Here is a 26,288-nt window from a genome sequence, read left to right as displayed (position 1 = left end):
ACCCTGCCCATTTCGCAAGGACTTCTGACGATGACCGAGAAACCAGCCAAGCGCACCGACGCCGTACGCAATCGGCAGCGCATCCTGCAGGTGGCACGCGAGACATTCCGTGACGACGATCCGGCCGGTCGCGATGTGTCGATGATCGAGATCGCCCGGCGCTCCGGTGTCGGCTCGGCAACGCTCTATCGCAACTTCCCCACCAGGCGACATCTGCTCGAGGCGCTGCTCGTCGACGAGGTCGAGGCAGTCTGCGCTGCCGCAGCTGACGCCGAGGGCGAGACCGCCGAAGCGCGGCTCACCGCGTGGCTGCGGCGGTTCTTCCAGTATGTGACCGACAAGCGACCGGTCGCGATCGAACTCCTCGAGCACACGGATCGTGCCGATCCAGTCTTCGGCAGCAGCCGCGAGCGGGTCGTCGCCTCCGGTGCGCCGTTGCTCGCCGCCGCCCAGAAGGCGCATGAGATCCAGGCCACGCTGACTTTGGACCAGATCCTCGATCTGGTCGTCGCCGTAGCGAAGATCCCCGGCGATCCGAGCTATCGCCGGCCGATCCTCGACACCGTGCTCGCCGGTCTGCGCGCCGCGGGCTGACCCTGGGCCTGATAACCGCGGTGCGAGCGCACATCGTGAGACCAACCGTGAGGCTTGTCCTGCCGGAGCGCCGCTCGGTTGTCAGGGCAGAACGATCAGCGCATCTCGGTGGACGACCGTACGGTCGTAACCCTCCCCCAGCTCGGCCGCGATCTCGTCGGTATGCCGGCCCAGCAGATCCGGCAGCTCTGAGGAGTCGTAGTTGGCCAGGCCGCGAGCGATCAGGGTGCCGTCCTGGCCGACGAGATTGACCGGATCGCCGGCGCTGAACTCGCCCCGGACCTCGGTCACCCCGGCCGGCAGCAGCGACGCGTGCCGGCGCAGCACGGCATCGACGGCGCCGGCATCCAGGACCAGCTCGCCGTGGGCGTCGGTGGCGTGGGCCAGCCACAACAGCCGGCTGGGCCGGCGCTTGCCGGTCGGGTGGAAGTAGGTGCCGACCGGATCCCCGGCCAACGCACCGACGATCGCCGTGGCATCGGTCAGCACGACCGGGATCCCTGCGGACGTGGCGATCCGGGCCGCGTTGATCTTGGTCTCCATGCCACCGGTGCCGAGGATCGATGCACTCATCCCGCCGACCTCGACGCCGGCAAGATCATCGACCGTACGCACCTCGGTGACCCGACGCGCGCCCGGCCTGCTCGGGTTGGAGGTGTAGAGCGAGTCGACGTCGCTGAACATCACCAGCGCATCGGCGCGGACCAGGTGGGCGACCAGCGCGGCCAGTCGGTCGTTGTCGCCGAACCGGATCTCGTGGGTGGCGACGGTGTCGTTCTCGTTGACGATCGGTACGACGCCGAGCTCGAGCAGCCGGTCGAAGGTCTGCGACGCGTTGCGGTAGTGGCTCTTGCGGGTGACATCATCGACGGTCAGCAGCACCTGCCCGACTGTGAGCCCGCAGGCACCGAACAGCCGGGCGTACTCCTGGACCAACAGCCCCTGGCCGACCGACGCGGCGGCCTGCTGGGTGGCAAGATCACGAGGCCGGGTCCGCAATGCCAGCGGTGCCAGTCCGGCAGCGATCGCACCGGAGGACACCAGCACGATCTCCTGGCCCGCAAGGCGTACTGAGATCAGTGCGTCGACCAGGGCACCAACCCGCTTCGGGTCAAGACCACCGGCCGCCGTGGTCAGCGACGAGGAGCCGACCTTGACCACGATCCGCCGGGCAGCAGTGATGGCGGCGCGCCGCACCATCTCGGTCATCGTCGCTCCCGATCAGCCTTCCTGATCATGCTTCTTGATCATCGCCGGTGACGTCGTCATCATCGACACGGGTCGGCATCTGGTAGGGCTGCAACTCCCCGGCCTCCCGGGCGCGATGGTATTCCTCGTCCTTGGCCTTGCGGCGCTGGGCCGCCGGACGATCGCTCAGGAACCGGTTGTCCTCACCCCGGCGACCGAGGATCTCAGCACCGACGTCCACCTGCGGGGAGAAGTCGAAGATCACCGCGTCGTCGCCACCGATCGCGACGGTGTCACCCGGAATCGCGCCGAGCTCGAGCAGTCGCTCCTCGATCCCCACCCGGTTGAGCCGGTCGGCCAGATAGCCGATCGCCTCGTCGTTGGTGAAGTCGGTCTGGCGTACCCACCGTTCTGGCTTGTCACCGCGGACCCGCCACAGGTCGCCCTCGCGGACGACGGTGAACTCCGGGCCACCACCGACCGGCTTCGGCTTGATCACGACCCGGAGCGCTTCCGGCGCCGGAGCCGCGGCACGGCGTTCGGCCACCAGTTCGGCGGCAGCGAAGATCAGCTTCTGAAGCCCCTCGCCACTCTTGGTGGAGATCTCGAAGACCGGCCAGCCGCGCTCGCCGACGTCGGCCTTGACCAGGTCGGCCAATTCGCGGGCATCCGGGATGTCGATCTTGTTCAGTGCGACCATCCGGGGCCGGTCGGCAAGCCCACCGTAGGCCTCCAGTTCGGACTCGATCACGTTCAGGTCGGTGATCGGATCCCGGCCCGGCTCGTACGTGGCGCAGTCGATCACGTGGATGATCGCAGCACAGCGCTCGATATGGCGGAGGAACTCGTGGCCGAGGCCGCGCCCTTCGCTGGCGCCCTCGATCAGCCCCGGCACGTCGGCGACGGTGAAGGTGGTGCCGCCCGCGACCACGACACCGAGGTTCGGGATCAGGGTGGTGAAGGGATAGTCGGCGATCTTGGGACGGGCGCGGGAGATCGCCGCGATCAGCGACGACTTGCCCGCACTGGGGAAGCCGACCAGGCCGATATCGGCGACGACCTTCAGTTCCATCCGGATGGTGCGTTCTTCGCCCTCCTCGCCCAGGAGTGCGAAGCCGGGAGCCTTCCGGGCCGACGACGCGAGAGCGGCATTGCCGAGCCCGCCCCGACCGCCCTCGGCGATCACGAACTGCGTTCCCGCACCGGTCAGATCGGCCAGCACCTCGCCGGTCCCGGCATCGGAGACGACCGTGCCCTCGGGGACGGCGAGCACGATATCGCCACCGTTGGAACCGTTCTGGTGATCGCCCTTGCCCGGTTGGCCGTTGGTGGCGATCCGGCGTGACGAGCGGTGGTAGTCGACCAGGGTGGTCAGCCCGGGATCGACCTCGAGGATCACCGACCCGCCGTGGCCGCCGTTACCGCCGTCGGGACCACCGAGCGGTTTGAACTTCTCCCGGTGCACCGAGGCGCAGCCGTTGCCGCCCTTGCCGCCGGCGACCATCAACATGACGGTGTCGACGAAGCTCGGAATCGCCATCGCGCACCGCCCCTTCTACCTCAAACAAGAGTGCATAAAACAAGGGTGGCCCCGACGAAGCGTCCGGGCCACCCTCGTGAAACTTGTGCTGATTACTCAGCCGCGGCCGCAGCCTCGGCTGGCGCCTTCGTCTCCGACGCCACGATGTTGATCACCCGGCGACCGCGCTTGGTGCCGAACTGCACCGCGCCCGGAACCAGGGCGAACAGCGTATCGTCGCCGCCGCGGCCGACGCCGTCACCCGGGTGGAAGTGGGTGCCACGCTGCCGGACGATGATCTCGCCGGCGTTGACGACCTGGCCGCCGAACCGCTTGACGCCGAGCCGCTGGGAGTTGGAGTCCCGACCGTTACGGGTCGAGGACGCGCCCTTCTTATGTGCCATCTCGCCTGCTCCTCAGCCTTCGATCCCGGTGACCTTGACCTGGGTGTACTTCTGACGGTGCCCCTGGCGCTTCTTGTAACCGGTCTTGTTCTTGAACTTGATGATCCGGATCTTCGGGCCCTTGGTTGCGCCGAGGACCTCGGCGGTCACCGAAGCCGAATCGAGCTTGGTCTTGTCGCTGGTCACGTTCTCACCGTCGACCAACAGCAGGGGCGTCAGCGACACGCTCGCGCCGACCTCGTCACCGACCTTGTCGATCTCGATGACGTCGCCGACGGCGACCTTGTGCTGGCGGCCACCACTCCGCACGATCGCGTACACGCCTGACCTACTCTCTTCGCTGTTCTTCGGGCTCGGGTCTGCTACCTCAGCCGGTCCGGCGGGAGCAATACCACGGAATCCGGTGCGCGCACGTCAACGCACCGAGGATCAAGAGTACGCGGACGGGGACCCCAGGGTCAAACTGCGGTAGCCCGTACGAGCGGCCCGCCGGCGGGCGCCCCGCGAAACGTACCGCCGATCCCCTCCCGCTACCGAATCTCGAACCTTGCGATTGCGCATTCCCGCACCACTTCGAGCCGGCGTGTCGCCGACCGCAAGATCAAAGTTTGAGGTTGCGGAGACCGCAGGGAGATGACGTACGGGGATGGCGGACGTCAGGGCTCACGACCGGGAAAACCGGCTGACTGCTGTCGGTGCCACAACCTAAGGTTTTCAGTTGATGACCGACCTTCTGACCTCGCTGCCGGACGCTGCCGCCCCGACTCCGACGATTCCCGCCGATCCGTCCCGCCGGGTCGACTGGCGGCGACTGGGCAATCCGCTCACCGTGGTGGCACTGGTGGCGGCTGCCGTTGCTGCCCTCGGTTCGACCCTGGGCAGTGTGGTCGCCGGGCACTTGGCGCAGCAGCCGAGCTGGCAGCTGGTCGGGCTGCTGGCCGTGTGCGTGGTCGGCGGCGCACTGGTCAGCAGCGTCGGCAAGGTCGTGTGGGTCGGCGTCTCCGACCGGGTCGAGGGCAAGCTCCGCGAGGACGTGCTGCGGGCCGCGATGCGGCAGCCGCTGGAGGTCCTCTCCGAGCAGGCCGTCGGCGAGATCCTGGACCGCGTCGACGACGACTCCCACGAGGTCGGCAACCTGATGCGCTGGCAGCTCTGGATGCTGGCCGGCACGGTGTTCGGGACCATTCCCATGTGGATCGTCGCCGGTCTGACCTGGTGGCCGTCCTTCATCCTCTTTCCGCTGCTCGCAGTGGTCACCTGGTTCGCGATCCGCCGGCTGCTGACCGAGATCGCCCGACGCAAGGTGATCGAGGAGATGGCCTGGACCGGTCATGCCGCCGCACTCGAGGAAGGCATCGCCGGCCGGGACGACCTTCGGACGAGTCTCGGCCAGCCGCACGTCCTCGGACGAGTGGCACGACTGTCGGCGGCGGTGCACGAGAAATTCGATGCTGTGGTCGTCGTGGAGAGCCGGATCGGCCGCCGGGCAGGGTTGCTGCTGCACGGACTGCTGGCGGCGATCGGCGTCGCCGGCGTCGCCCTGGCGGCGGACAGCCACATGACGGTGGCCCGGCTGGTCACCCTCTTCCTGGTCACCTCGACCTTCGTCGGCCAGATCGCCCAGGTGGCCAACAACCTGCCGGATCTGCAGGCCGGGCTCGGCGCAATCACCCGGCTGCGACAGATGCTGGCGGCCGAACCCGAGCCCGAGGGTGGCATCGCCCTGCCAGGCGATCAGATCGATCTGGAGGTTCGTGACCTCCGCTTCTCCTATGCCGAGGGCACCTTCGCACTCCAGGACATCAACCTCCGGGTGCCGGACGGGCAGACGATCGCTCTGGTAGGGCGGACCGGATCCGGCAAGTCCACTCTCGCCTCGTTGATCTCACGCGCGGTCGAACCGCCGCCCGGCACAGTCTTCCTCGGTGGCCACGACGTCACGACGCTCGACCTGCAGAAGCTGCGGGCCGGCGTCGGCGTCGTCACCCAGCGGACCGAGATCCTGTCCGGCACCCTCGCGGAGAACATCGCGCTCTTCGATGACGAGCTGCCCCGGGCGGTGATCGAGTCGGCGGTCAGCGAGCTCGGCCTGGCCGAGTGGGTCGGCAACCTGCCGGACGGGCTGGATTCTGTCCTCGGACCGGGCGGGACGTCGCTGTCAGCAGGTGAGGAGCAGTTGGTCGCCTTCGCGCGGTTGCTGGTCCGCGATGTCCGGGTGGTGATCCTGGACGAGGCGACCGCTCGGATGGATCCGCTCACCGAGCGGTTGGTGATCGCGGCCTCGGACCGGCTGCTGACCGGGCGCACGGGGGTGCTGATCGCCCATCGGCTGTCCACCATCGCCCGCGCACCGCTGGTCGCGGTGCTCGATCACGGGCGCGTCGTCCAGCAAGGGGCCCGGGCCGAACTCGCGGTCACTTCCGGCCCGTTCCGGGAGCTGCTGCTGGCCGGCGGGGCCGCAGAATCACTGGCCCAGTCCGTGGACCATTCCGACCAGCCAACAGCAGCGGCCGAGCCGAGCGCGGAGATGGTGGGCGGCCGGAGACGGATGGGCGAACCACCCGTCGGTCCCCGAACCGGCACCGGTCCGAGCCTGGCCCGCGGCATGGCGCATGCATTGCTGATCCGGCCCGAATGGGGCGTCATCGGAGCGGTGCTGTTCCTGTTCGCCGGCATGACCGGAGCCCAGGGCGCGGTCACCGGCCTGGTCTGGGGCCATATCGTCGAGGGGCTGCGGGCCGGCCACACGCCGTGGCTGCTGACACTCGCGCTGATCGCGACACTGCTGGCGGCACCGCTGGCCCTGGCCGAGGCCTTCTGGCGCTACCCGCGCTGGTGGGTCGAGGTGCTGTTGCGCACCCGGATGGCGGTGCTGTACGGCCAGACCCGGCAGCACCGCCTGGCTCGTACGCCACCGGGCGAGGTGGTCGCGCGGTCGATGGACGCCGACCGGTTCGCCCGTTACGGCGACCGTTGGGTGGACTTCCTCAACGGCCTGGTGATCGCCGTCGTGACCGCCCTGCTGGGCGGCACCTGGCTCGCCGGTGCCGTGCTGCTCGCGGTGATGGCGTCGTCGGCGCTGGCGTCGACGATCGGCCGCCCGATCGCCGGCCGCTCCGCCGCCGCCTCCTCGGCGGCCCGGGCTCGTTTTGGCCGGACCCTGGTCTCGGCGCTGGAAGCCGCCCGGACGATCAAGCTGGCCGCTGCGACCGCGCAGGTCCATGCCCATCTGCAGCGGGTCGATGGCGGACGGGTGGATGCGGCGGTCCGCGAACACCGGGTGCAGGCCTTCCTGGACGGCGTACCGGTCGTGATGGTGCAGATCGGTCTGGTGGCGGCCTGGGCGGCGTACATGCACAACGTCTGGGGCCTGGCGACCGCATTGCTGGTCGCCAATGCCGTCAACGGCTTCGGCTACTTCGGCCAGGTCGCCGGCGCGGTCGTCACCGAGGCGCCCGGCACTCGCGCCTGGCAGGCCGAGACCAGCCGCTTCGCCGGAGGCGTCGACCTGATGGATCTGCCGCCCGGCATCGACCTGGTCTCGGGCTCGGCAGCTGAACCGCAACCCGCACCCAGGACCCGGCTGCGCGAGCTGGAGCTGATCGACCTGACGGCCGTCCACGACGACGGCACGATCGGCGTCTCGAAGGTCAACCTGAGCGTCGAGGCCGGCGAGTTGGTGCTGCTCGTCGGACGGGTCGGCTCCGGCAAGTCCAGTCTGCTGTCGGCACTGGCCGGGCTGATCGATCATCGCGGCGAGCTCCGCTGGAACGGTGAGGTCATCGACGATCCTCAGGTCTTCCTGCGGCCGGGTCAGGTGGCGCACGTCGCGCAGGTGCCCCGCGTGCTGTCCGGGACCTTCGCCGACAACGTCCGGCTCGGCCATCCGAGGGCTTTCGACGAGCCGGTCGCCGGCGCCCGGCTGGATGCCGACATCGCCGATGCGGGTGGCAAGGACGCCCTCGTCGGGCATCGAGGCGTACGGCTCTCCGGCGGCCAGGTGCAGCGGCTCGCGTTGGCCCGCGCGTTGGCGACCGATGCCGAACTGCTGCTGGCCGACGACGTCTCGAGCGCACTGGATGCGACCACCGAGATCGAATTGTGGAGGACGCTGCGCGAGCGTCGGGTCACCGTCATCGGTGCGACGTCCAAGCGAGCCGCGCTGGCCCAGGCGGACCGGGTCGTGGTCCTGGTCGACGGCGAGGTCGCCGCGATCGGGCCCTGGTCGGAACTGTCCGGCGAATGGGCCCGGTTGGCCGGCTGACCCAACCCGCCGAGGGGTCAGTAATTCCCCGATATTTGCGGCGTGTCGAGAAATCAGCCCCCTTGAGGTGGCTGAGCTTCGGCGCCGAGCGTCGATAGGGTGAGCGCGTGACCGAGTCCCCACCGCCGGCCGTGCAGACGTCATTGCCGTCGGTCACGGCGATCACCTACCTGACGCCGCTGCGCGAGGGCGGCTCGCTGCCGGCGATCATGGAGGCCGATGATCTTGGCACCTATGTGGTCAAGTTCGTGGGCGCCGGCCAGGGGCCCAAGGCGCTGGTCTCCGAGATCATCGTCGGCGAACTGGCCCGCGCGGTCGGTATCCGAACGCCTGATCTCGCCCTGGTCGACGTCGACGGGGAGCTGGCCCGCTCCGAACCCGATTTCGAGGTGCAGGACCTGGTCCAGGCTAGTGCCGGGCTCAATCTCGGCGTGGACTACCTGCCCGGATCGGTCGGTTACGACCGCAGCTTTCCGGTGCCGGACGACGAGGCGGCGCGGGTGGTCTGGATGGATGCGCTGGTGGCCAACGTCGATCGCAGCGCACGCAACACCAACCTGCTGATCTGGCACCACAACCTCTGGGCGATCGATCACGGCGCCTGCCTGCGGTTCCACCATTCCTGGGGCGATCCGGAGCGGTTCGCCCAGTCGGCCTACCGCTACGACGATCACGTGCTGGCCGGTGTCGGCGATCCGCGGTCGGTGCACGATGAGCTGGCCGCACGCATCACCGGCCGACTGCTGGACTCGATCACCGCGCTGGTGCCTGACAGCTGGCTGGAGCCGGATCCATCCCGCCCCGATCCAGGGGCACCAGCGGACCCGGCGGCGGCGCGGGCGGCCTACCGCGACTACCTGCTGGCCCGGCTCGACGCCGCCGAGGAGTGGCTGCCATGACCGGCCTGCGCTCCTACACGTACGCCACCCTGCGTGTGGTGCCGCGGGTCGAACGCGGCGAGTTCGTCAACATCGGCGTGGTCCTCTACTGTCAGGATCTTGACTTTTTGTGCGCCCGGGCGGAAGTACGCCCGGACCGGATCCTCGCCCTCGATCCGGCCGCCGACATCGACCTCATCACCATGTCGGCGCAGTCCGTGGTCGAGGCATGTCAGGAACCTGTCGGGAGCAACCGGGAGAATTCCGGTCTGGTCACTCGCTTCGGGATGCTGACGGCTCTGCGGAGCACCGTCGTCCAGCCCTCCCCCGTCCATACCGGGCTGACCGCCGACCCTGCGGTCACGCTTGACCAACTCGTACGGCTGCTGGTGCTCCCGCCGGCCTGAAATCTGATTGGCGCGGAGGAATCGCCCGGTAGGGTCGGGATCCATGACCGACGACCGGCTGATCGTGACCGATGATCTTGTGGATCGGATCGCGGCTCGGTTCGGAATCGGGTCGCTGCGCAGATGGAGCGTCCTGAGCAGCAGTTGGACCACGAATCTGCGACTGGACGCCGACGATCGCATTCTGGTTGCGCGTCTGCACCAACGCTGGACCAACCGGGATCGGCTGGCGGCGATCCAGCACGTACGCCGCTGCGCCCGCTCTGCCGGACTGCCGACGGTGACACCGATCCCTGCTCCGGACGCTGCAACCATGATCAGCTTGCCTGAAGGAACTCTGGTCGAGCTGGAATCGTATGTGGACTGGGATCGCGCCATGAAGACACCGGATCTCCTCGAGGCAGGATTCGCAGAGCTCGGCCGGTTGCACGATCTCCTGCGCTCTCTCGAACCTGCGATCGCAGCCAGCCGTGCGCCGCGGGCCAACCACGTGCCGTCAGCGCGCGCCGCCGCACTGACACGCCTGGGAGCCGATCGGATCCGAGGGTGGAACGACCCGGTGCTCGACAAACTCGCCGACCAGGTCGTCGACCACATCGAGGCTGTCACTGCCGCAGAACGATCATGGGTGGCCGATCAGGTCAGTCAACTGGTGCATGGCGACTTCTGGGACAACAACGTCCTGTTCGCCGGCGACGAGCTTGCCGCTGTGATCGACTTCGATTTCATGGCCGAACGCTGGCGGATCGATGATCTTGCACTGCCGATCTGGTTCTACCTGCTTGAACCGGGACACGATCTCCCCGACGACGAGGACCGCGACGTCGTCCGACGGCTCCTGGACGCGTACGACTCGGGAACGGAGCGCCCACTGTCGCACGGCGAACGACTGGCGCTACCGCTTGCGGTCGCTCGGCAGCCGGCCTGGTCGGTTGGGCGGTGGGTCCTTCAGCTCGAGGAGGAGGACGCACGCGCACACGCCAGCTCGTCGGTGGACGAGCTCCCCATCGCTCGCACGATCATGACTGACTTGAGCAGCTGGCAGGCTGCATTGGCGCCGCGATGAGAAGATCATCGACAGGATCCTCGTCAAGATCATCGACGGTCTCACCGCTGAGCTCGGCCGGGATCGGGCGGCGACGCCGACGCAACTCCAGCCCGGCAGCAACCGATGCGGCGATCACCAGCAGTAGATCGAAGCAGGCGTAGCCGACCACCGTCGGCAACATCCCGAGCCGGTTCACCGCGAGACCGGCGACCAGGGCCGGGACGCTGAAGGCGATGTAGCTGGCAACGTAAACGGCGGCAAATGTCTGACCCCGGTGTTCGGCCGGCGTGGCCGCGGCCAGCACACTCATCACTGTCAGCCAGGTGAGCCCGAAACCGAGTCCGGCCAGGACCGAGCCGACAATATCCAGCGTCAGCGAGTGGTTCAGCGCCGCGACCATGGTCAGCAGCACTCCGATCCCGAGCGCCCCGAAACCCGCCGGCCGGCGACGGGACTCGCTCAGCACGCGGAAGACCGGCGCCGCGAGCGCCGCGCTGGCGAAGAAGGCGGCCAACACGGCAGCGCCGTAGAAGTGATTGGTCACCCCGAGAAGACCGGCGACGATCGAGGAGCCCAGGGCCAGATACAGGCCGCCGAGGGCCCAGGTGGAGGCCACTGCCGGCAGCTGAGCCAGGAATGCCGGACGCACTGCGCGGACGACACCGACACTCGGGCGCAGCGAGCCCAGCACGGTACGGAAGCGAATCCGCTCATGATCAGCACGCCGGGCCGGCATCGGCGGCATCAACGCCACCAGCAGCGCCAGCAGCAGGTCTCCGGCCAAGAGGATCCAGAAGACCAGGAAGCGTGGCCAAGGTGCCCACTGCAGCAGTGCTCCCGAGAGCAGCGAGCCGATCGCCATCCCCAGCGCGGGACTGATCCCGGTGGCCAGTGCTCCCGCGCGGGCGTGCGGCTGAAGATCAACGATCATGGCCGTGACGGCGCCGGTGATCAGCCCGGTGGCAACCCCCTGCAGGATCCGCGCGGCGATCAGACCGCCGACGCCCTGGGCTGCGATGAAGAGCACCATCGCAGCGGCCAGCAAGACCAGCCCCGCTCCGACCACCGGTCGACGGCCGATCTGATCGGACAGCGAACCGGCCGTCAGCAACGCCGCCAGCAGCGCGGCGACGTAGACGGCGAAGATCACGGTCAGGGTGAATGTCGAGAAGCCCCAGAGCTGGCGATACACCGGGTAGAGCGGCGACGGCGCGGCCGAACCCGCCAGCATCGCGATCATGGTCGTCACAGCGACGAGAAAGGCGGAGGTCCGCCGGAGCCGAAGTGCCACAGTCATCTCCTAGCTGCCAGAGCGGCATCTAAAAGCAATACTCATTGCTTTAGGAAGACTGTAGCGCGGCGCGATCCTTAAAGCCAATCCTTTGGGGATAGCATAATGAGATCATGTCCACCCAGTCCGTTTCGCCCCCGGTAGCCCGCAGGACCGGAGGCCGCAGCGCCCGTGTCCTGGATTCGATCTACACCGCGATCGGGCATCTGATGGCCGAGGGCAAGCCGGACCGGATCACGATTCCGATGGTGGCGCAGCGGGCCGGGGTCAACCCGACCAGCGTCTACCGCCGCTGGGCCGACGTGGACGAACTGCTCGAGGAGGTCGCGGTCGCCGCGCTGACCCGGGACGGCGACCAGCCTCCGGACACCGGGAGCTTCGCCGGCGACCTGCGCGCCTGGGCCGGCATCATCGCCGCCGACATCTCCCGACCGCAACGCACCCGCTACCTGAAGGCACTGGCAGCGGCTCGCGACAGCACCGGCGACTGCCAGTGCTGGGACGCCCGCCTCAGCCAGGCGACGATCATGATCGGGCGGGCAACCGACCGCGGCGAGGCGGTGCCGACCGCGGACCAGGTCGTCGATCACATCGTCGCCCCGCTCTACCATCACGCGGTCTTCGGCCAGCCGATCGACCAGGACTACGCAGACCGGCTGGTCACCGACGTCCTGGCGATGGTCCCGGCGCGGTCCTGAAACGTCGGACGGCCCCGGTCAGCGCGGGGTCGACGCGAGCTCGCGCTGCTCGTCCCGGGCGATGATCGTCCGCTCGCGGCGGAACGGCGCCAGCAGGGTCGGCAGGATCTCCCGCCGGTTGACCACCAGAGCGCCGATGGTCAGCACCCCGAAGACCCCGGACAGCACCAGCCGTCCTGTCGTCCCGGGAATCACGAACTGACAGGCGAAGAGGCCAAGCAGCGTCCATGCCAGCCACCGGGGAAAGCGCAGCTTCAACAACACGGCGATCCCGAGCAGGGTCTGGGCAGCGGTGAGGACGAATTCCTCGGTCTGCCGGCCGTCCATCGGCAGCGCAGCGCTCCCGCCACCGATCAGGTACGCGATCGGTAGCGACCCGACCAACATCGTCCACTGGTTGACCTTGGCCGAGATCAACATCCCGATCGCACCGGCCGCCTTGCCCTGGACGGCGAAGATCACCGCGACGATCAGCTCCGGCGCCTCCGATGCCAACGGAGCCAGCCATTGCACCAGCAGGAACTGGTCGATGCCCAGCACCCTGCCGCTGTCGACCAGCGCGTTGGCGAACGGCTCGGCGCAGAGCAGGATGACGGCCGCGGCGATCACGAAGATCGCGATCACCAGCGGCCTGCGGCGACTCGCCGGCAGGTCGCCGATCCGCGCCGCCGGGCCGATCAACTCCGGCTCCTCGCCAGCGCCGGAAGCCGCCGCGCGGACCAGATAGAACGCGAACATCGCCAGCAGCGCGATCCCCAGCACCAGGTGGATCTGACCTGTGATCGGGATGAGCAGCGAGATCAGGGAGGCGATCGCGAGAAAGCCGAGCTCGATCCGATTGCCCGACTCCAGCAGGATCGCCCGGACCGGCCGGCCCGTACGCCGCTTGGTCACGGCCAGCGAGACGATCACCACCAGTGCCCAACCGACCCCGAGCAGCAGGCGATTCGAGCCTGTCATGTTGGCGGCGGCATAGGCGACATGGGACGGGTCCGTGCCGGCCGAGTAGGCGAAATAGAGGTCGACCGCATATTCCGGGAGGACCACGATCACGGCCAGGATGGCGATCGCCAGGCCGCCGGAGATGTCGTGCTCGGCGGCCTCCGCGGCCCAAGCCAGCATGAACGACGCGCCGACGACCGCGCCGCCGAAGGCGAGCAGCGCGAGCGGCGCCGGGATGTCGGCGCCGATCAGCCGCAGGACGACCGCCGGCGCTGCCACCAGGCAGCACAGCAGGACGGGTCGGATGGCCTTCAGCATCACCCCATTCTGGCGACGTTTCGATGGTTACGCAAATGAGGAACTGCCGAAACGAGCGGACACGCCTGATACCTGGGTCCGGGCTGTGCCGGCACGTTGGACAATGGAGGAGTGACTCCTGACCCGACCGGGGCACAGCTGGACACGGCTGCCCGGACGTTCGCGCTGCTGTCGACGCCGGTCCGCCTGCATCTGGTGGCACTGGCTTCGGCGGGTGAGTACGACGTGGGCACGCTCTCGGAGCGGGTCGGAGTCTCGATCGCCACCGTCAGCCAGCACCTGACCAAGCTCCGGTTGGCCGGCGTGGTCAGCAGTCGCCGGGACGGCCGGCGGCAGATCTACACCGTCGACGACCCGCACGTGATCACGATGGTCGAACAGATCTTCGAGCACATCGCTCCGGACGGCACACTGGCCCCCGATCCCCCGCTCCCGCTGCGGCAGATGCTGGAACGCCAGTCTCAGGAAACAGCCGAGGAGTCCTGAGCCCGTCGAAGGACCGATGAGAGCGGTTCGACAAGCTCAGCGATCGATGCTGCTCACGCCGGGTCGTCAGCGGCCGCCAGCAGCTCCGAGTGATGCGCGATGGTGGTCCGGTCCCGGCCATGTCCCTGGCCGCGGGCGATCTCGGCGGCGTTGATCCGGCGCCAGGCGGGCAGGTCGAGCGGGGTGATGCCCCGTTCGGCCAGCAGCGCGGCGAGCTCGGCGATGTCGTGCTCGGCGACCAGCGCCTCGTCCTCGACGTCGTTGAGCAGACTGTGCACGGTCTCGACCGCATCGGATTTGTTGGTGCCGATGACACCGGTCGGTCCGCGCTTGATCCAGCCGGTCACGTATTCGTCGGGTGAGAAGCCGTCGGACCGGATCACGTGCCCGCCGGCATGCGGCACCCGGCCGAGCTCGGCGTCGTACGGGATCCCCTCCAGCGCGATGCCGCGGTAGCCGACCGACCGCACCACCAGCTGCGCCGGGATCGGCTCGAGTGCGCGGGCTGCGATCACCCGCCCGGTGTCGTCCAGCCGGGTGCGTTCGATGCCGACACCCTCGACCCGGTCGGTCCCGATGATCTTGGTGGGCCGGGTCCAGAAGTGCAGGTGGATCCGTCGTGCGGCGCCGGTGACCGGCCGCTCCAGCCAGTCCTGCATCGCCGCGACGTTGCGAGCAGCGATCTTGTCCTTGTCCACCCGGGCCCGGCTCGGCTCGTCGAGATCGAAGTCCGCTGGTTCGAGGATCAGGTCGACCTCGTCGATCTTGGCCAGTTCGCGAAGTTCCTTGGTAGTGAAGGAGGTGTAGGCCGGCCCGCGTCGGGCCAGCAGATGGACATCGGTGATCGACTTCACGCCGAGCACCTGGAGCACCTCGTCGGCCATGTCGGTGTCCTCGAGCTCGTCGACATTCTTGATCAGCACCCGGACCACGTCCAGCGCGACATTCCCGGCGCCGACCACGACCGCCTGCCGGGTGTGGGTGATCAACTCCTCGACCGGATTGTGCCCGTCACCATCCGGTGCTGAGCCTGTCGAAGGACCGGAGGTCTCCGGGTGCACGTCAGGATTGCCGCAGTACCAGGCGACCAGGTCCGGCGCAGCGATGCTGCCGGCCAGATCTTCACCCGGCACGTCGAGCCGTCGGTCGCTGGCCGCACCGTAGGCGTAGATCACCGCGTCGGTGACGCTGCGCAATTCCTCCACGGTGAGGTCGCGGCCGATCGCCACGTTGCCGAAGAAGCTGACGTCGTCACGCTCCAAGGTCCGCTCGAGGGTGTTGCGGATCGAGCGGATGCTCGGGTGATCGGGGGCGACTCCGTAGCGCACCAAGCCGAACGGGACCGGGAGCTTGTCGATCACCGCCACCTGCACCGGAATCTCGGACTGGGCGGTCAGCGCCTCGGCCGCGTAGATACCCGACGGTCCGGCGCCGACGACGGCAACCACCAGCGGCTTCATGTGTCCAACCTAAACGCTAAGAACGTCCATGCCGATCGCTGTACCAGCCTCTGGGGCGGGTCGGCGAGCAACGGCACGGACGTTCTTGGCGATCAGCTCGCAGCAGTGACTTCCGCCGGGGCTTCCTCGCTGCTCTTCTTGCGACTCTTGCCGCCGCGACGCCGGTTGCGGCCCCCGCCGTTGTGCTCATCGCGGGCGCCGCCGTCGGCGAGTTTGGCGTCGGCGACCGGCACGTCGTGCAGTTCAACACCGCGGCCGTGGCAGTGCGGACACTCGGTGCTGAATGCCTCGAGCAGGCCGGTGCCGATCCGCTTGCGGGTCATCTGCACCAGGCCGAGACTGGTCACCTCGGCGACCTGGTGCCGGGTCCGGTCGCGGCCCAGGCACTCGACCAGCCGGCGCAGCAGCAGCTCCCGGTTGCTCGGCAGCACCATGTCGATGAAGTCGATCACGATGATGCCGCCGATGTCGCGCAAGCGCAGCTGCCGGACGATCTCCTCGGCCGCCTCCAGGTTGTTGGAGGTGATGGTGGCCTCGAGGTTGCCGCCGGAGCCGGTGAACTTGCCGGTATTGACGTCGATCACCGTCATCGCCTCCGTCCGGTCGATGATCAGCGAGCCGCCGGACGGAAGGAACACCTTTCGCTCCAGGCCCTTGGCGATCTGCTCGTCCAGCCGGTAGCTGCCGAAGAGATCGCCGTTGGCCTCGGCGTCCCAGCGCTTCATCCGATCGGCCAGGTGCGGGGCGACATGCTGCATGTACGCCTCGAGGGCCTCGTAGGCATCATTCATCGAGCCGTTGCCCTGGACGATCAGCTCGGCGAAGTCCTCGGTGAACAGGTCCCGGACGATCCGCAGCGTCAGGTCGGGCTCCGCGTACAGCAACTGCGGGGCGTTGCCGGCCTTGACCTTGCGCTCGATGTCCTCCCACTGCGCCTTCAGCCGGTTGACGTCGCGGATCAGCTCCTCCTCCGACGCACCCTCGGCAGCAGTCCGGACGATCACGCTGGCCGTCTCGCCGACAGCCGCGTCGAGGATGTCCTTGAGTCGCTTGCGCTCGTTCTCCGGCAGCTTGCGGGAGATGCCGGACAGATGGCCGTTGGGGGCGTAGACGACGTAGCGGCCCGGGATCGAAACGTGGTTGGTCAGCCGGGCGCCTTTGGCTCCGACCGGGTCCTTGGTGACCTGGACCAGCACGGTCTGACCCGATTTGAGGACCGTCTCGACCTTGCGGTCGTGGCCTTCGACGCCGTACGAGTCCCAGTCGACCTCACCGGCGTACAGCACGGCGTTGCGGCCGCGACCGATGTCGATGAAGGCCGCCTCCATCGACGGCAAGACATTCTGCACGCGTCCGAGATAGACGTTGCCGATCAGCGAGTTGGCACTCTCCCGGTCGACGTAGTGCTCGACCAGGATGCCGTCCTCGAGCACCGCGATCTGGGACAGGTCTTCGCGCTGGCGGATGATCATCTTCCGGTTGACGGACTCACGGCGGGCCAGGAACTCGGCCTCGCTGATGATCGGCGCACGCCGGCGGCCGGCCTCACGCCCCTCGCGGCGGCGCTGGCGCTTGGCCTCCATCCGAGTGGAGCCGTCGATCCCAGTGACCTCGTCGGACGCCTTCCGCGGCTCCCGGACCCGGACCACGACCTCGGTCGGGTCGTCCGGGGCGGCAGCAGTGTCCTCGCCCCGGCGACGACGGCGACGACGCCGGCGACGACCGCCCCCACCCTCGCCTTCGGTGTCCTCATCAGTGGTGCCATCGGCGTCCTCGGCGGACTGTTCGGCGGACTTGCTGGCGGAGTCAGCAGCCGGAGCGGCCTCGCTGCCGGAGTCTGCAGTCGGTCGGGCGCTGGACTCGTCGGACTCCGCGTCGTCACTGCCCGCCTCACCGGACTCCTCGGACGAGTCGTCGTCCTCGGCGGAATCCCGATCCCGGCCACCGCGGCGACGACGACGGCCACCGCGACGGCGGCGACGACGGCGGCCACCCTCGTGGGTCTCGTCACCCTCGTCGTGGGTGTCCTCGTCGTGGGTGTCCTCGTCGTGGGTGTCCTCGGGGCGGCCGTCCTCGGTGTCGTCCTGATCGCCGGCGGCCTCAGGCTCGGCGGCGCCGGCTGCCGCGGTGTCAGCATCGTCTGCCTGGACAGCCTCACGTTCGGCGAGGGTCGCATTCATGGCGGACGCGATCGCAGCCTCGATCGACAGGTCCGCCTCGTCGGCAGCCTCGATCTCCTCCACTTCCTCGAGCGCCTCCGCCGCCCCGACCGCCTCAGCGATCCGGTCGGCGGTCGGCTCCTCGGTCGCGGTTACCTCGGTCGTGGGTGCCGAGGCGCCGGCAGTCTGTTCGACGGCGAGCACGTCGGCTGCCTGCTGCGACTCGACAAGCTCGGCAGCCTCATCCGCTTCGACCGCACCGATGCCCTGCCCGGCAGGAGCTGTCAGATCCGAGTCAGCCACATCTGAGTCAGCCACATCTAAGTCGGGGGCTGCCGTCTTCTTGGCCGCAGTCTTGCGCGGGGTGCGCTTGGCGGGCACCTTGGTGGCGGTCTTCTTGGTCGTACGCTTCGCCGCGGACTTCTTCGCGGTCGCCGGCTCCGCCTCCGATTCGGAGACGGCGGGCAATTCCGCCTGGTCCTGCGCCGCCCGCTCCGGGGCGACCGCATCCACCGGCTCCGCGGCGGCGGTCTTCTTCGCCGCGGTCCTGCGGGTGGTCGTCTTCCTGGCGGCGGATTTCTCGGCTGTCTTCTCGGATGTCGCCTTCTTGACCGGCGCCTTCTTTGCTGCGGTCTTGCGCGCGGCGGACTTCTTCGCCGGCGCCGCGCCGTCGCCATCGGACGGCAGTTCCGGCGGCGATTGCTGCGGCGCGGACAGTGTGATCTCTGCTGTTCCGCCGGTCGTCTCGGCGGTCGGATCAGCGTGTTTCGGTGGCCCGGCCGGGCGGCTGGCCGCACGCCGACGCGGCGGCTTGGGTGCTGCTTCGGGGGTCGTCACAGGGTTGGTGACTGCATTGTTGTCGGGCTCTGAATCGAGCATCCAGACTCCTTCTCGGTGCGTGACAAACGCACCGATGTTCGTACGCGGCCGGCGATGCCGGTCCACAAAGCTTTCCGGTGCAGTGACATCCGCATGACCCGGCCGCGGTCGAGCAACGCAGCTACGCGTATCCACTCGTCGCGGCCATGGGGCCCTACGTGTCCCGGTGACGAGCTGTCACCCCGCTCGGGACATCACTACAGATCGACCTCTGATGCCGTACGTCCGGTGGCCGACCCGCGAGCGGGTCCGCGCCTGATGCCGGGCGTCATGGCGTCTTCGTCTGTTCCGAGTATCCCACACCCGACCAGGCAGAACGAACCGACGGGCCGATCAGAAGGGCGCAACGACCTGTTGGGTCGCGTCGAGTGTGCCCTGCTCCAGGCGGGTGATCAGCGGATTCTGCGGAGCGAAGGCGGGGGTGATCCTGGCCATCGCCGAGAGCACGTCGTCGGGCCGGACGAGCGGCGTGAGGTGCCTGGCGACGAGACGCAGGACGGTCCCCTCGGCGCGCAGCGACACCACAGATTCACGGGCGTCAAAGCTGCGCAGACCGTTCTTGGTCATCCGTTCGGTGACGGCGGTGTCGGCCGCCAGGAACGCCCCGACTGCCGGCACGACGACGTCGGGCTCGATATCACGCAGGTCGATCTGCCACACCGAGCCGGTCAGCTGATCGGCCAGCGATCCCGGGCCGGCCTCGACCACGGCCAGGACGTCGAGGCCGTCCGGCAGTGCGGCGTCAAGTTCGCGGGCAACGAGCTCCGGCACGCAGACCGCGGACAGTGCGATCTCCAGGTATTCGGCCTCGCTGGCAGCTCCGGTGGGCGAGGCGGTCGCGTACGAGATCCGCGGGTGTGGCGAGAATCCGGAGGAATACGCCATCGGGATCCCGGCACGGCGCAAGGCTCGTTCGAAGGCCCGGCTGAAGTCACGGTGACTGGTGAACCGCAACCGGCCACGTTTGGCGTACCGGATCCGGAGCCGCTGCACCGGCGGTGCCTGTTGTTCGGGTTGTTCACGGGCCACGGCGGGCAGCCTAATGTCGCCGGTCAGGCGAGCGAGAGAAACAGCTTCTCCATCTTCTTCGTGTCGAGCCCCTCGGCGGTCGGGTCGTCGGCCAGGCACTGCCGCAGTCCACTGGCGATGATGGCGAATCCGGCCCGGTCGAGGGCGCGCGAGACGGCGGCCAACTGGGTGACGACGTCCTCGCAATCGCGACCTTCCTCGAGCATCCGCAGTACGCCGCCGAGTTGACCTTGAGCCCGCTTGATCCGGTTGATCACCGGGGCCATGTCTTCGGGTCTCAGTTCGGTCATGAGGATTCCCCTTCGCGTTCGGTTGCCGACACCGGGTGCGTCGTGCCGAGCGCGTCGATCGCCAACACGCCGAAACCCTCACGGGCCAGCGCAGTCCGGACAGCCTCGACGGCCGCCGGGTACGCCAGTGACAGTGTTGCGCTGATGGTGTAGGTCGGCGTGGGCGGCTGGCTCATCGCCCGCTGCCCTGACCGGCGCCGACGGCCTGTTTCACGTCCAGCGCGCGGAGTTGACCGATCAGATCCTCCAGCGCCGCGGAGGAGTCCTCCGCCGGCTCGAGGATCGTCTGCTCGAAGTTGTTCGCAGTCAGGGTGACGGTGCTCATCAGGTCCTTCCTCAGTCATGGATGGGATGCCCTCCGTGGCGTTCCTCCAGTTCAACCAGCATACCCTCTGGGGTATTTCGGTTGCGGTCTTCCCGGTCCGGCCGCGCGGCCCTCCGGGCAGCGACCGCGGCAGTTCTGAATATACCCCCGGGGGTGTTATCGTTGATGTGGAGATACCCCGTCGGGTATAGCCCTGTGAGGAGGAAGCCGGTGAAAGGAGTTCCGGAGATCGATGTCCATCAGCTGGCGATCGCCGTAGCGGCTGGTGCAACAGTGATCGACGTCCGTGAGCCGATGGAGTACGTCGCCGGCCACGTCCCAGGCGCCGAACTGGTCCCCATGGGCAAACTTCCCGCCTGGACCGCGGAGTTGGACCGGTCCCGGCCGATGTACGTCATCTGTGCATCAGGTAATCGGAGCGCCACGATCACCGACTTCCTGGTCCGGGCCGGATTTCGGGCCTGGTCGGTCGTCGGCGGCACCCGCGCCTGGGTTGCCGCCGGTCACCCGCTGGCCACCGGGACGGCTGCTGCGACCGACCTCACGGTGGTGGGACTGGACACGCCGACTCTGGGTGATCGCAGCTATCTGATTCACGACGGCGCCGTCGCATTCGTCGTCGACCCGCAACGTGACATCGATCGCATCCTCACCCTGCTCGACAAGCATCAGGTCCGGTTGACCCACGTGCTGGAGTCGCACATCCACAACGATTACCTCACCGGCGGACTGGCACTCGCCCGGCGCACCGGCGCGGCCTACCTGGTCAATGCCGAGGACGAGGTGGCCTTCGAGCGGACTCCGATCCGCGACGGTGAAGTGATCCGGATGGGTGATCGGATGCAGGTCACCGCGGTCGCCACCCCCGGACACACCTACACGCACCTGTCCTACGTGCTCACCGATTCCGTCACCGGACGGACCACCGCCGTGTTCTCCGGCGGCTCACTGTTGTTCGGCGCCACCGGCAGACCGGATCTGCTGGGACCAGAGCACACCGACGAGCTCGTACGGTTGCAGCACAGCTCGGCGCGCCGGCTCGCCGCGATGCTGCCCGATGACGCCGAGGTCTTCCCGACCCACGGTTTCGGTTCGTTCTGTTCGGCGACCCAGTCGGAGGCGACGGCATCCACGATCGGCCGGGAGAAGACCGCGAATCCCGTCCTCACCCAGGATGAGGAGACCTACGTCCGGCAGTTGCTGGACGGACTCGGCGCCTATCCGGCGTACTACGCCCAGATGGCACCCGGGAACAGCGCCGGACCGTCAGAGCCCGATCTGACACCACCGACGACCGCCGATCCGGTTGAACTCCGCCGCCGGATCGAGGCGGGTGAGTGGATCGTCGACCTGCGCCACCGCACCGTGTTCGCGGCCGGCCATCTGCCCGGATCACTCAACTTCGGGCTCGACGGCTCCTTCGCCACCTACCTCGGTTGGTTGATGGATCGGGGCACGCCACTGACCTTGCTGGCCGAGACCGCCGCGGAGATCTCGCAGGCGCAGCGCGAACTGGTACGGATCGGCATCGACCGCCCGGCAGCTGCCGCGATCGGCGGCCCGCAGGACTGGGTCGCCGGAACCGGCCGAAGGCTCGGATCCTTCCCGACCGCCACCTTCGCGGAGCTCGCCCAGGTGCGGCATCACCGTCCGGTCGTGACCCTGGACGTACGCCGTGCCGATGAATTCTCCGACAGCCATATCGACGGGGCGATCAACATCCCGATCCATGAGCTGCCCCGGCGCATCGGCGAGGTACCCGACGGAGAAGTGTGGGTGCATTGCGCCGGCGGTTACCGGGCCTCGGTCGCCGCCTCGTTCCTGGCCCGAGCCGGGCGGCGGCTGGTGGCCGTCGACGACACGTTCGACAACGCCGTCGAGACCGGTCTGCCGATCACCGACGCGACGGTGGGCCCGGCGTGACCCTGGTCATTGCCGTCACTGCCGGGCTCCTGATCGGGCTCAGTCTGGGTGCGTTGGGCGGCGGCGGATCCATGCTGGCGGTCCCGGTGCTGATCTACGGACTCGGCCAGACCGCCACCCAGGTGACCGCGACCGCTGTCGGACCGATCACCGGCTTCCTGGGTGTCGGCGGCGGCTTTCTGGTGGTGCCGGCCCTGGTCCTGGTGATGGGCCTGCCGATGGCGTACGCCGCCGGAAACGTCGCTCGTCGTCATCACGATCACGTCGGCCGCCGCCCTGCTCGTCAAGACCGGCGCAGGGATCCAGCCGGATTGGCCGTTGGTCGTGCTCCTGACCGCGGCCGCAGTGCTGGCCAGCTGGGTCAGCGTCAAGGTGGCCGCCCGGCTCAAGGGTGGCACCCTGCAGACCGCCTTCAGCGGGCTGCTCGTTCTGGTTGCCGGCTACACCGCGTGGCAGGCGATCCCCCAACTTCTCTGATCCGTCCCACCCGAACAAGATCAACCGACCAAGATCAACGAATCAGAAACATCCCACCGAAGGAAAGTCATGTGCCGACCAGTCACCTGCAAGAAGTGCGGTAAGACCACCTGGGCCGGCTGCGGCCAACACGTCGACCAGGTCATGGCGCGGATCCCGTCGGCCAAGCGCTGCCAGGGTCATGCCGACGAACCCGGCAGCGGCGGACTGTTGAGGATGCTTTTCGGTGGCCGCTGACCTGTTCGGGTATTTCAGGCGTACAGCTTCTTGCCGTATTCGCCATCGGAGTAGTAGCGCTCGATCTCGGCCAGGTCGTCGTCCTTGCGCTCGAGTGCCTTGGCGATCTTGGGCCGGTTCGGCACGACGTCGGGCTGCCAGGTGTCCGGCTGCCAGAGCTTGGACCGCATGAACGCCTTGGCGCAGTGGTGGAAGACGGTGTCGATCTCAACCACGATCGCGAGCAGCGGCCGATGTGCCTTGACCACCAGGTCGTCGAAGAACGGCGCGTCCGTGACCAACCGCGCACGACCGTTGATCCGCAGCGTGTCACCGCGGCCGGGGATCAGGAACAACAGGCCGACATGCGGATTCGCCAGAATGTTGCGATAGCCGTCGACACGTTTGTTGCCCGGTCGCTCGGCGATTGCGATCGTCCGGTCGTCGATGACGTACGCCAACTGTCCGGCCGGGTCGCCCTTGGGCGAGGCATCGCAGTTGCCGTGGGCGTCGCTGGTGGAGATCACGCAGAACGGCGAGGCGGCAAGCCACTGCACGTCGAGTTCGTGCAGACGGTCGCGCTCCTTGTTGGCGGCATTCGGCGCCGGGGTCCCGATCAGCGCCTCGAGTTCTTCGACCGAGGTGATCTCGGCGGAGGTCGACTCCACGTCTGTGGTCATGGGTCACAAGCCTAAGTACGGCGGACCGACTTGTCTCGGACCTTTCTGCCACTGGTCTGTTCCCTCATCGGTAGTGGGCCGGACCACTTCCCCGGCAACACGTGCAAGGATCGGCAGGGCTGATCAGACCACACAGAAGTGGAGGAACGCGATGTCCGGATCCACGACCGAGCAGCAACCCTGGGAGCAGCCCGGCTGGCTGATGCCGGACGAATTCCGCGCAGCCGACGGGGTCGAGGACTGGCGGCTGCTGGGCGACGCGATCTACACGTTCTTCCGCACGGACACGTTTGCCGAGGGTGCCCACTTCGCCGTGGCGGTCGCCGAACTGCCGGAGATCGACGCGACCCGCCCGCCGGATATCGACCTCCGCCACGACGGCGTCACCGTACGGCTGACCACGATCACCGTCGGTCAGTATTTCGCCGGATACAGCCCTGCCGATGTCGAGCTGGCGAAGAGCATCTCCGTCCTTGCCCGCGAGTCCGGCATCGTGGCGGATCCGGCGCGGGTCCAGCACGTCCAGGTCTCCATCGACGCGCTCTCCATCGCAGAGGTGATGCCGTTCTGGCGGGAGGCACTCGGCTACGAATTCCGTCGTGACACCGAGGAGGACGTCGTCGATCCGCGAGGGCGCGGACCGTCGTTCTGGTTCCAGCAGATGGATGAGCCGCGCACCCAGCGCAACCGCATCCACGTCGACATCGCCGTCCCGGCCGAACAGATGGAAGCCAGGGTCGCCGCGGTGCTTGCGGCCGGCGGCCGACGACTGCATCCGGACCAACCATGGATCCTCTCGGACCCGGAAGGCAACGAAATCTGCCTGAGCTGATCAGGCACCAGCTCAGGCGGTCACTTTGTGCTTGACCTCGGCGATCGGCAGCAGTTTCTTCCCAGTCGGGCCGATCTGGATCGAGGTGTCCATCTGCGGGCAGACGCCGCAGTCGAAGCAGGGCGTCCAGCGGCAGTCGTCGAGCTCGACCTCCTCCAGCGCGTCCTGGTAGTCCTCCCACAGCCAGTCCCGGTCGAGTCCGGAATCCAGGTGATCCCAGGGCAGCACCTCGGCGTAATCCCGCTCCCGGGTGGTGTACCAGTCAAGATCAACACCGGTGCCCTCGAGTGCTCGTTCGGCGGCCGAGACCCAGCGGTCGTACGAGAAGTGCTCGTGCCAGCCGTCGAAGCGGCCACCGTCCTCCCAGACCGCCTCGATGATCTTGCCGACCCGACGGTCTCCGCGGCTCAGCAGGCCCTCGATGGTGCCCGGTTTTCCATCGTGGTAACGGAATCCGATCGCCTTGCCGTACCGCCGGTCCGAGCGGACCGACTCCCGCAGCTTAGCCAGCCGGTCGTCGATGGTTTCATGATCAGTCTGTCCGACCCACTGGAACGGCGTGTGCGGTTTCGGCACGAAGCCGCCAATGCTCACCGTGCACCGGATGTCGCGCCGGCCACTCACCTGCCGCCCCGTCTCGATCACCCGCTTGGCAAGATCGGCGATCGCCAGCACGTCCTCGTCGGTCTCGGTCGGCAGCCCACACATGAAGTAGAGCTTGACCTGCCGCCAGCCGTTGCCGTACGCGGTCGCGACCGTGTTGATCAGGTCGTCCTCACTGACCATCTTGTTGATCACCTTGCGCATCCGCTCCGAGCCGCCTTCAGGTGCGAAGGTCAGACCGGACCGGCGGCCGTTGCGGGACAGCTCGTTGGCAAGATCGATATTGAAAGCGTCCACCCGGGTGCTCGGCAGCGAGAGCGAGACATTGCTGCCCTCGTAGCGATCCGCGAGTTGTTTGGTGATGTCGCCGATCTCGGAATGATCAGCACTGGACAGGCTCAGCAGGCCGACCTCCTCCAGTCCGGTCTGCTCGATACCGTTCTGCACCATCGCTCCGACGGTCTCGATGCTGCGCTCGCGCACCGGCCGGGTGATCATGCCCGCCTGGCAGAACCGGCAGCCTCGCGTACAGCCCCGGAAGATCTCCACGGAGAACCGTTCGTGCACGGTCTCGGCCAGCGGCACAAGGGGTTTCTTCGGATACGGCCAGGCGTCCAGATCCATCACCGTGTGCTTGGCGACCCGGAACGGCACCCCGCTCCGGTTGGGCGCTATCCGCCGGATCCGGCCGCCGGGCAGGTAGTCGACGTCGTAGAACTTCGGAACGTAGACGCCGCCGGTCTCGGCCAGCCGGAGCAACAGGCCGTCCCGGCCGCCCGGTCGGTTCTCGTCCTTCCACTCCCGGATCACGTCACTGATCTTGAGCACGATCTCCTCGCCGTCGCCCAGCACGGCGGCGTCGATGAAGTCGGCGATCGGCTCGGGGTTGAAGGCCGAGTGGCCACCGGCGATCACGATCGGATCGGATTCGGTGCGATCGACGGCGTGCAAGGCCATTCCGGCAAGATCAACAGCATTCAGCAGGTTGGTGTAGCCGAGTTCGGTGGCGAAGCTGACACCCAGCACGTCGAAGGCGCCGACCGGCCGGTGCGAGTCGACGCTGAATTGCGGCAGGCCGTGCTCGCGCATCAGCGCCTCGAGATCGGGCCAGACCGCGTACGTCCGCTCGGCCAGGATCCAGTCGCGTTCGTTGAGCACCTCGTAGAGGATCTGCACGCCCTGGTTGGGCAGGCCGACCTCGTACGCGTCCGGATACATCAGGCACCAGCGGACGTTGGCCCGCGACCAGTCCTTGGCGACGCTGTTCAGCTCGCCACCGACGTACTGGATCGGCTTGCCGACCCGGGACAGCAGCGGCTCGAGCTGGGGGAAGACCGACTCGGGACCGGTCACTGGGCTGGTGTCGACACTCATAACG

25 protein-coding genes are annotated in these 26,288 nt (G+C 68.0%); 11 read left to right on the top strand and 14 right to left on the bottom strand.

Going from position 1 to position 26,288, the window contains the following annotated elements:
• The first annotated feature begins 30 nt into the window (after positions 1–30).
• Positions 31–594, top strand: coding sequence for a TetR/AcrR family transcriptional regulator (locus tag IEY07_RS09990; RefSeq protein ID WP_188895092.1), 564 nt, complete (start codon positions 31–33; stop codon positions 592–594).
• Between the two features lie 81 nt (positions 595–675).
• On the opposite strand, the gene proB is transcribed toward IEY07_RS09990, so the two are convergent.
• The 4 genes from proB to rplU form a co-directional block, all read right to left on the bottom strand.
• Complete coding sequence (gene proB, locus IEY07_RS09985) at positions 676–1,794, bottom strand: glutamate 5-kinase (RefSeq protein WP_229669969.1); 1,119 nt, start codon at positions 1,792–1,794, stop codon at positions 676–678.
• Positions 1,795–1,828: 34 nt separating this feature from the next.
• On the bottom strand, positions 1,829–3,322 hold the full coding sequence (gene obgE, locus IEY07_RS09980; RefSeq protein ID WP_188895088.1) for a GTPase ObgE: 1,494 nt from the start codon (positions 3,320–3,322) through the stop codon (positions 1,829–1,831).
• A 92-nt stretch (positions 3,323–3,414) separates the two neighbouring features.
• On the bottom strand, positions 3,415–3,705 hold the full coding sequence (rpmA, locus tag IEY07_RS09975) for a 50S ribosomal protein L27 (RefSeq protein ID WP_188895086.1): 291 nt from the start codon (positions 3,703–3,705) through the stop codon (positions 3,415–3,417).
• A 12-nt stretch (positions 3,706–3,717) separates the two neighbouring features.
• Positions 3,718–4,026 (bottom strand): 50S ribosomal protein L21, encoded by a 309-nt coding sequence (gene rplU / locus IEY07_RS09970; RefSeq protein WP_188895085.1) that lies wholly within the window; start codon positions 4,024–4,026, stop codon positions 3,718–3,720.
• Positions 4,027–4,426: 400 nt separating this feature from the next.
• On the opposite strand from rplU, the gene IEY07_RS09965 reads away from it, so the two are divergent.
• From IEY07_RS09965 to IEY07_RS09950, 4 genes are all read left to right on the top strand, one after another.
• A complete protein-coding gene (locus IEY07_RS09965; protein ID WP_188895083.1) occupies positions 4,427–7,969 on the top strand; it encodes an ATP-binding cassette domain-containing protein in 3,543 nt (1,180 codons plus the stop codon).
• A gap of 107 nt (positions 7,970–8,076) precedes the next feature.
• The gene (locus IEY07_RS09960; RefSeq protein ID WP_229669915.1) at positions 8,077–8,868 is read left to right on the top strand and encodes a HipA family kinase; all 792 of its coding nucleotides are present in this window, start codon (positions 8,077–8,079) and stop codon (positions 8,866–8,868) included.
• Positions 8,865–9,254 (top strand): DUF3037 domain-containing protein, encoded by a 390-nt coding sequence (locus IEY07_RS09955; RefSeq protein ID WP_188895081.1) that lies wholly within the window; start codon positions 8,865–8,867, stop codon positions 9,252–9,254. The genes IEY07_RS09960 and IEY07_RS09955 overlap by 4 nt, the downstream gene beginning before the upstream one ends.
• Before the next feature lie 43 nt (positions 9,255–9,297).
• Complete coding sequence (locus tag IEY07_RS09950) at positions 9,298–10,320, top strand: phosphotransferase (protein ID WP_188895079.1); 1,023 nt, start codon at positions 9,298–9,300, stop codon at positions 10,318–10,320.
• On the opposite strand, the gene IEY07_RS09945 is transcribed toward IEY07_RS09950, so the two are convergent.
• Positions 10,274–11,593 carry an MFS transporter gene (locus tag IEY07_RS09945; RefSeq protein WP_188895077.1) on the bottom strand — a complete coding sequence of 440 codons (1,320 nt, stop codon included), beginning with the start codon at positions 11,591–11,593 and terminating at the stop codon, positions 10,274–10,276. The two genes, IEY07_RS09950 and IEY07_RS09945, sit on opposite strands and share 47 nt — an antisense overlap.
• A 113-nt stretch (positions 11,594–11,706) precedes the next feature.
• On the opposite strand from IEY07_RS09945, the gene IEY07_RS09940 reads away from it, so the two are divergent.
• On the top strand, positions 11,707–12,291 hold the full coding sequence (locus tag IEY07_RS09940; RefSeq protein WP_188895075.1) for a TetR/AcrR family transcriptional regulator: 585 nt from the start codon (positions 11,707–11,709) through the stop codon (positions 12,289–12,291).
• An 18-nt stretch (positions 12,292–12,309) separates the two neighbouring features.
• On the opposite strand, the gene IEY07_RS09935 is transcribed toward IEY07_RS09940, so the two are convergent.
• Entirely contained in the window at positions 12,310–13,551 is a 1,242-nt protein-coding gene (locus IEY07_RS09935) for a calcium:cation antiporter family protein (protein WP_188895073.1), read from the bottom strand.
• Positions 13,552–13,662: 111 nt separating this feature from the next.
• On the opposite strand from IEY07_RS09935, the gene IEY07_RS09930 reads away from it, so the two are divergent.
• On the top strand, positions 13,663–14,037 hold the full coding sequence (locus tag IEY07_RS09930) for an ArsR/SmtB family transcription factor (RefSeq protein WP_229669914.1): 375 nt from the start codon (positions 13,663–13,665) through the stop codon (positions 14,035–14,037).
• A gap of 53 nt (positions 14,038–14,090) precedes the next feature.
• Here the strand turns inward: IEY07_RS09930 and IEY07_RS09925 are convergent, their stop codons facing one another.
• From IEY07_RS09925 to IEY07_RS09900, 6 genes are all read right to left on the bottom strand, one after another.
• Positions 14,091–15,497 (bottom strand): FAD-dependent oxidoreductase, encoded by a 1,407-nt coding sequence (locus IEY07_RS09925; protein WP_188895069.1) that lies wholly within the window; start codon positions 15,495–15,497, stop codon positions 14,091–14,093.
• 92 nt (positions 15,498–15,589) lie between these two features.
• Positions 15,590–18,535, bottom strand: coding sequence for an Rne/Rng family ribonuclease (locus IEY07_RS09920; protein ID WP_188895067.1), 2,946 nt, complete (start codon positions 18,533–18,535; stop codon positions 15,590–15,592).
• Positions 18,536–18,868: 333 nt separating this feature from the next.
• Complete coding sequence (locus IEY07_RS09915) at positions 18,869–19,564, bottom strand: TIGR03936 family radical SAM-associated protein (protein ID WP_229669913.1); 696 nt, start codon at positions 19,562–19,564, stop codon at positions 18,869–18,871.
• Between the two features lie 23 nt (positions 19,565–19,587).
• Complete coding sequence (locus IEY07_RS09910) at positions 19,588–19,854, bottom strand: metal-sensitive transcriptional regulator (RefSeq protein WP_188895065.1); 267 nt, start codon at positions 19,852–19,854, stop codon at positions 19,588–19,590.
• The gene (locus tag IEY07_RS09905; protein WP_188895063.1) at positions 19,851–20,030 is read right to left on the bottom strand and encodes a DUF302 domain-containing protein; all 180 of its coding nucleotides are present in this window, start codon (positions 20,028–20,030) and stop codon (positions 19,851–19,853) included. Before IEY07_RS09905 ends, IEY07_RS09910 begins: the two co-directional genes overlap by 4 nt.
• Positions 20,027–20,179 (bottom strand): hypothetical protein, encoded by a 153-nt coding sequence (locus tag IEY07_RS09900; protein WP_188895062.1) that lies wholly within the window; start codon positions 20,177–20,179, stop codon positions 20,027–20,029. Before IEY07_RS09900 ends, IEY07_RS09905 begins: the two co-directional genes overlap by 4 nt.
• A 210-nt stretch (positions 20,180–20,389) precedes the next feature.
• Between IEY07_RS09900 and IEY07_RS09895 the strand changes: the two genes are divergently transcribed.
• From IEY07_RS09895 to IEY07_RS09885, 3 genes are all read left to right on the top strand, one after another.
• Complete coding sequence (locus tag IEY07_RS09895) at positions 20,390–22,102, top strand: rhodanese-like domain-containing protein (RefSeq protein WP_229669912.1); 1,713 nt, start codon at positions 20,390–20,392, stop codon at positions 22,100–22,102.
• Between the two features lie 252 nt (positions 22,103–22,354).
• A complete protein-coding gene (locus IEY07_RS24090) occupies positions 22,355–22,579 on the top strand; it encodes a hypothetical protein (RefSeq protein ID WP_308422932.1) in 225 nt (74 codons plus the stop codon).
• 69 nt (positions 22,580–22,648) lie between these two features.
• Positions 22,649–22,816, top strand: a complete 168-nt coding sequence (locus tag IEY07_RS09885; protein ID WP_188895060.1) for a DUF8730 family Cys-rich protein — start codon at positions 22,649–22,651, stop codon at positions 22,814–22,816.
• Between the two features lie 14 nt (positions 22,817–22,830).
• Here IEY07_RS09885 and IEY07_RS09880 read toward each other — a convergent pair whose 3' ends face one another.
• Positions 22,831–23,475, bottom strand: coding sequence for a pyridoxamine 5'-phosphate oxidase family protein (locus IEY07_RS09880; protein ID WP_188895058.1), 645 nt, complete (start codon positions 23,473–23,475; stop codon positions 22,831–22,833).
• A 151-nt stretch (positions 23,476–23,626) separates the two neighbouring features.
• Between IEY07_RS09880 and IEY07_RS09875 the strand changes: the two genes are divergently transcribed.
• Positions 23,627–24,307 carry a 4a-hydroxytetrahydrobiopterin dehydratase gene (locus IEY07_RS09875; RefSeq protein WP_229669911.1) on the top strand — a complete coding sequence of 227 codons (681 nt, stop codon included), beginning with the start codon at positions 23,627–23,629 and terminating at the stop codon, positions 24,305–24,307.
• A 12-nt stretch (positions 24,308–24,319) separates the two neighbouring features.
• Here the strand turns inward: IEY07_RS09875 and IEY07_RS09870 are convergent, their stop codons facing one another.
• Complete coding sequence (locus IEY07_RS09870; RefSeq protein ID WP_188895056.1) at positions 24,320–26,284, bottom strand: TIGR03960 family B12-binding radical SAM protein; 1,965 nt, start codon at positions 26,282–26,284, stop codon at positions 24,320–24,322.
• Positions 26,285–26,288 lie beyond the last annotated feature (4 nt).

The sequence above is a fragment of the Microlunatus endophyticus genome, from assembly GCF_014646195.1.
Taxonomy (GTDB): domain Bacteria; phylum Actinomycetota; class Actinomycetes; order Propionibacteriales; family Propionibacteriaceae; genus Microlunatus; species Microlunatus endophyticus.
This window is presented reverse-complemented; position numbering and strand designations above follow the sequence as displayed.

Bases quoted from the DNA above. Each gene is read 5' to 3' on its own strand.
- IEY07_RS09990 (WP_188895092.1), top strand. From the start codon at position 31: ATGACCGAGAAACCAGCCAAGCGCACCGACGCCGTACGCAATCGGCAG.
- IEY07_RS09925 (WP_188895069.1), bottom strand. From the start codon at position 15,497: ATGAAGCCGCTGGTGGTTGCCGTCGTCGGCGCCGGACCGTCGGGTATC.
- IEY07_RS09885 (WP_188895060.1), top strand. From the start codon at position 22,649: ATGTGCCGACCAGTCACCTGCAAGAAGTGCGGTAAGACCACCTGGGCC.
- IEY07_RS09910 (WP_188895065.1), bottom strand. From the start codon at position 19,854: ATGACCGAACTGAGACCCGAAGACATGGCCCCGGTGATCAACCGGATC.
- IEY07_RS09875 (WP_229669911.1), top strand. From the start codon at position 23,627: ATGTCCGGATCCACGACCGAGCAGCAACCCTGGGAGCAGCCCGGCTGG.
- IEY07_RS09950 (WP_188895079.1), top strand. From the start codon at position 9,298: ATGACCGACGACCGGCTGATCGTGACCGATGATCTTGTGGATCGGATC.
- obgE (WP_188895088.1), bottom strand. From the start codon at position 3,322: ATGGCGATTCCGAGCTTCGTCGACACCGTCATGTTGATGGTCGCCGGC.
- proB (WP_229669969.1), bottom strand. From the start codon at position 1,794: ATGGTGCGGCGCGCCGCCATCACTGCTGCCCGGCGGATCGTGGTCAAG.
- IEY07_RS09870 (WP_188895056.1), bottom strand. From the start codon at position 26,284: ATGAGTGTCGACACCAGCCCAGTGACCGGTCCCGAGTCGGTCTTCCCC.
- IEY07_RS09900 (WP_188895062.1), bottom strand. From the start codon at position 20,179: ATGAGCACCGTCACCCTGACTGCGAACAACTTCGAGCAGACGATCCTC.
- IEY07_RS09935 (WP_188895073.1), bottom strand. From the start codon at position 13,551: ATGCTGAAGGCCATCCGACCCGTCCTGCTGTGCTGCCTGGTGGCAGCG.
- IEY07_RS09955 (WP_188895081.1), top strand. From the start codon at position 8,865: ATGACCGGCCTGCGCTCCTACACGTACGCCACCCTGCGTGTGGTGCCG.
- IEY07_RS09920 (WP_188895067.1), bottom strand. From the start codon at position 18,535: ATGCTCGATTCAGAGCCCGACAACAATGCAGTCACCAACCCTGTGACG.
- IEY07_RS09940 (WP_188895075.1), top strand. From the start codon at position 11,707: ATGTCCACCCAGTCCGTTTCGCCCCCGGTAGCCCGCAGGACCGGAGGC.
- IEY07_RS09880 (WP_188895058.1), bottom strand. From the start codon at position 23,475: ATGACCACAGACGTGGAGTCGACCTCCGCCGAGATCACCTCGGTCGAA.
- rpmA (WP_188895086.1), bottom strand. From the start codon at position 3,705: ATGGCACATAAGAAGGGCGCGTCCTCGACCCGTAACGGTCGGGACTCC.
- IEY07_RS09965 (WP_188895083.1), top strand. From the start codon at position 4,427: ATGACCGACCTTCTGACCTCGCTGCCGGACGCTGCCGCCCCGACTCCG.
- IEY07_RS09905 (WP_188895063.1), bottom strand. From the start codon at position 20,030: ATGAGCCAGCCGCCCACGCCGACCTACACCATCAGCGCAACACTGTCA.